This is a genomic window from Liquorilactobacillus uvarum DSM 19971, assembly GCF_001434935.1.
GTDB lineage: Bacteria > Bacillota > Bacilli > Lactobacillales > Lactobacillaceae > Liquorilactobacillus > Liquorilactobacillus uvarum.
Map to the genome: position 1 here is coordinate 1 of NZ_AZEG01000060.1, position 4,697 is coordinate 4,697.

At 33.9% G+C, this 4,697-nt stretch carries 3 protein-coding genes; 2 read left to right on the top strand and 1 reads right to left on the bottom strand.

What is annotated here, in order from left to right; all coding sequences use genetic code 11:
- Positions 1 to 639 precede the first annotated feature (639 nt).
- Both FD20_RS11985 and FD20_RS11990 read left to right on the top strand, forming a co-directional pair.
- Positions 640 to 1,809, top strand: coding sequence for a metallophosphoesterase family protein (locus FD20_RS11985; RefSeq protein WP_015062919.1), 1,170 nt, complete (start codon positions 640 to 642; stop codon positions 1,807 to 1,809).
- Positions 1,810 to 2,667: 858 nt separating this feature from the next.
- Positions 2,668 to 4,002 carry an FAD-dependent oxidoreductase gene (locus FD20_RS11990; RefSeq protein ID WP_042253022.1) on the top strand — a complete coding sequence of 445 codons (1,335 nt, stop codon included), beginning with the start codon at positions 2,668 to 2,670 and terminating at the stop codon, positions 4,000 to 4,002.
- 307 nt (positions 4,003 to 4,309) lie between these two features.
- On the opposite strand, the gene FD20_RS11995 is transcribed toward FD20_RS11990, so the two are convergent.
- On the bottom strand, positions 4,310 to 4,697 hold a 388-nt coding region (locus FD20_RS11995; RefSeq protein WP_235807788.1), incomplete at its 5' end, for a DUF2316 family protein.

Consider the following 4,697-nt stretch of genomic DNA (forward strand, 5'->3'; position numbering starts at 1 on the left):
TTTAAGTGCACTTAAAATACGCACAAGCGCGTAGCCTTGTGCTAAAAATTGGTTAACAAGCGGCAATCCCACATTACGGACTATTTTTTGGCTAGTAAGATGGCCGCTCAATGCCTGTCAGGCTATGCGTGATAAAATTTTGTTTTCTTCCTCCAACAATAGCGAGACGCTTTTCTAATTGCTTGACCCAAAGAGCAATAGAATCTTTTGAAGGCCCAAATACCTCTGCCAATGATTTAAGTTAACGTCCTTCTTGGTGAAGTTTAACCAGTGAATCTTTAAAATCTTGTGAATAACGAATTGACATAAAAATACTCCTATACTTTCATTTTACGGACTGAATAAAAATAGTCCATTTTTTTAGTATAAGAGCATTGTACTGTGGACTATTATTGTTGATTATTTTTATCAAAATGTTATCTCCTTAAAAAAATATGACCTAATGTTGTTGTGCTGCAAACTGCCGTTATACTCAAAAAAATGGGAGATCTTTTGATATAAGACCAGAAATTGTTACAGATAAAAATAATTATTGGCCAATAAAAGGTGAAGACTGATCAGGAATCTCAAATCACTGTTGATCCAATAATTATGAGTCTAAAACATGATAAGATTTAGTCAATTAGGAGAATAAAAATCGTGAAAATCAAATTTCTTACTAAAAAATTTTTTAGACCGAGACCATCTGAATTTATCTCTGTTCAAACTGATAACTTTTTGAGAAAATTAAAGCCGAGACCGTTTTTTACAGAATATATCGAGCAAGTTTTCAGAAAGAACGTTGAACCTAACGTTAGCCAAAATTGCTTGACTTTATCGGTTTTAACGGACACTCATGAAAAAGCTGTTGCCAGTTCATCGTACTATGGTCTCAACGGTGTAAGGCATATTATTGAAGCCAATAAGGCTTGCGATTCATTGCCAGTGGATTACAATATTCATTTAGGCGATTTGATCGACGGTAGTGATAAGCCAGAGATCAGTCGAGGATTGTTACAATTCACGATGGAAAATTACCAAAATAGCCAGCGTCCTTTTTATGTGCTGGAAGGTAATCACGATGAAAATGATAAGTATGATGAACACAAATTTATTACTTCAGCCTCATTTAGACGTGACGACTACTATAATTTGGTAACGAAACATGATTTCGAACAACCTGAGATCAAACGCTTGAGTCTTGGTTCCAAAGTTGCTTGGATCGATAAAGGGGATATTCGAGTAATTTTCTTGAATACGAGCGATATTCCCTATATCCTAAATGGCGGGACCAAGAAGTACGACTTCAAAAAAGTCCGTGGTATCCGCGAGCAACAGATCGAAGATTTAATATCTATTTTAGAAAAGACAATTGATAAGCATGTCGTAGTTTTTGGTCATGCTAATTTGATCAGTCAAAGTGGTCGTTCAGCTTTGAACTTCAACGGTGACTTAGTTCAGAAGATTTTTACTAGCTTTAATAATAAGGATTCTGGACAACTTAAAAATGAATTATCCGGTGATTTTGGAGTTAATGTTCGCTATAACTTTACTGATACCGGTATTTCGACCATATCGAATTATATTTGTGGACACATGCATTATGAAAAGTACTACAAAGTTAATGGAATTAATCATATAATATTAAATTGTTCGGCCTTAATGGGTAAAAAACATGGCCTAACGACTGATTATAATAAAAAATGGGATCGCCGATATAATGAGATTTCCGAATTAGCTGGATATTTCATTAATATCAATCCCGACAAAATGTTGCTCCAAATATTTGGATATGGTGCAGCAACCAGATTCGTAAGTTTTGAAATTTAAGGAGAATTAATATGTGCGGTATCGTCGGTTTCGTAGACAAGAAGATTGCTGACAAAAAGCCAGTTATAGATGCTCAGAAGTCAATAAATTGGACTATTTTTATTCAGTTACTTAGGCAACATTTGAGATACGATTTCGATTATAAAAATTGATATACCAACCAATGGCTGCTTGGACTTCAGTTAATGTTTGGTATGCCCTCAGAAAGAAGTTAAGGGTAGGACAGAACCGGCGGACTATAAAAAGGCAGAGTAATTTTAATTAATCTGCAAGTAATACTTAAATATTACGATAATCTTAACTAAGACGTAAGCAGCTAAATTATAAAAAATTTGGCTGTTTTTTTGTATTCAGAATATCTCGCCAGTGATCATATAACCGATCAACCGTTACGCCCGAATAATCTATGAGATAGTCCCATTCTTCACTCTTTAGCTTGTCAATTACAGCTTGTTAAAATTTATATTCCGCCATTTAACTATTATTCTTTTCTTTTTTTTGTTGTAACTATTTACCAAAACGCCACCACTTTTCTTGATTGGTTTAAGTAAAACGTGTTGGCTTGCCTTTTTTATCATGAATAAAGATTATGCTTGTTACAAGGTCATTTAAATGATGTTATAAAAACTAATGGACAATAAATTTGCGTTAAAAGAATTGAATTATATATAATTGATTGAGGGGGATCAGAGTATGAAAATATCAGAATATTGTTGCAATAATCTTGTACAAAAAATAACATCCAAATTGGGAATTAGATTCAAAAATTATTTCTAAATAATTTTAATTACTTAATTATTTTAGATCCTGATTTGTGATTCGATCACATAATTAAATTATTGAATAGCAAGGTGAATAATGAAACATTTTAGTAATATTATTATTGGATTTGGAAAAGCGGGTAAAACACTTGCAGGAACACTTGCAAAGCACGGTGAAGAAGTATTAATTATTGAAAAAGATCCCAACATGTATGGCGGAACTTGTATCAATGTTGCTTGTTTACCGACTAAAAACATGATTATTAATGCCCACCGGGGTATAGAATATGAAGTCGCTTTAAAAAAGAAAAATGCCCTAACAGCAATGCTGCGTAATAAAAATTACCATAAGGTGGCTGATTTACAAGAAGCCACTGTTTTAACAGCTACTGCTGAATTTTTGGATGACCATACGGTACGAGTATCCGATAACTCAGGGCAGGAAACTTTAATTGCAGATCGTATTTTTATTAATACAGGAGCAACAACAATTTGGCCTAATATTGATGGATTGCTTGCTAGTAAACATGTTTATTCGTCCACAGACTTACTTGTAAAAGATAAACAATTAAAGGAATTAGTTATTCTTGGTAGTGGACCGATTGGCTTGGAATTTGCATCAATGTATGCACAATTTGGTAGCCATGTGACCATCATTGATAAATCATCTAAGATTTTAGGACACTTTGAGCCTGAAATTGCCGAACAAGCTAAAAATGATTTAGAGGAGGATGGTGTATCCTTTTTGTTAGAAAGCAACTTAACTGGTGTAAATGATACACTAAATGGTGTTACATTAACTATAAGCACACCAAAAGGGATTAAAAATATACAGGCCGATGGGTTATTAGTTGCTACGGGACGTAAAGCTAATGTGACCGATTTGCACCTAGAAAGAACTAGTATTAAAACAGGTAGTCACGGTGAAATTTTAGTCAATGATATACTAGAAACAGATGCTAAAGATGTCTATGCTTTAGGTGATGTTACCGGCGGGCCACAATTCACGTATATTTCGTTAGATGATTGGCGTATTATGGCTAATCATCTATATGGCGATAAGACACGAAGTCGTTTAAATCGACCAGTATTTGCGAATACTATTTTTCTAAATCCGGCTATTAGTAGTGTCGGAAAAACAGAGGCACAGCTGAATGAGGCAGGCATTGATTATAAAGTACTGAAGATGCCAGCAGCTATTGTTCCTAAGACACAAGTAATTGGTAATCCAAGAGGTAACTATAAAGCATTAATAGATCCACAGACACATCAAATTTTGGGTACAACTATTTATGCTGAGGAATCATTTGAGACGATTAATATCATTAGTCTAGCGATGCAAAATCATCTTTCAGCTGAGACTTTGCGCGATCAAATATACACGCATCCAACAATGACGGAGGCATTAAATGATTTGTTTGATCAAATTTAATAAATCATTTATAACAAATTAAAACAAAAATACTCAAGGTCTTATCTAAATGCCTAACTTTTTTATGGCACTTCAGTATACCCTAGTGGTTTTTTGTTTTGGTACATGATACATTGCACCAATGGGTCACGCCGTGATATGGCAATTTATCATTGTATGATCACCTTCAGTGAGAGCATGTCATGCAGAACGCTATCCTCTGGGGCAAGCTGGTGTGAGATTAACCACATAAAATACAACGAAAAAAGATGATCTTATACTTAAAAAATGGACAATTTTTTGAGTATAAGATCATTTTTGTCTGTAATTATTTTGATAGTTGCTGGTTGGCTATTTTTTTTGTATCCAAAAACCAATAATCACGAAAGTCACCAACTAGTTTTGAATAGGGATAGCCAATTATTCCTTGGCTTTGTAGCTTATTCGATAAATATTCTTTCAAAATCCAAGGATCTTCAGGTGAGACGTGATCTAGTTCTAATATTTGATTGATTTTTTGTACAGAAGTATTTAAGTCAATGGCTACATGTTCAATAGTCAAATGACTTAATTTTAGATTTTGACGAAGCTCTTTACTAGTATTGATACGCTCTATAAAATTTAAAGACATTTTATTTCTCTCTTTCGCTATTAAAATCGGGTCTAGAATTTTTGGTGTTGGAAAGTATTTCCATTCCAAAAGTACTAGGCCCTTT

Coding starts and splice junctions, on each gene's coding strand:
- FD20_RS11990 (WP_042253022.1), top strand. CDS start 2,668: ATGAAACATTTTAGTAATATTATTATTGGATTTGGAAAAGCGGGTAAA.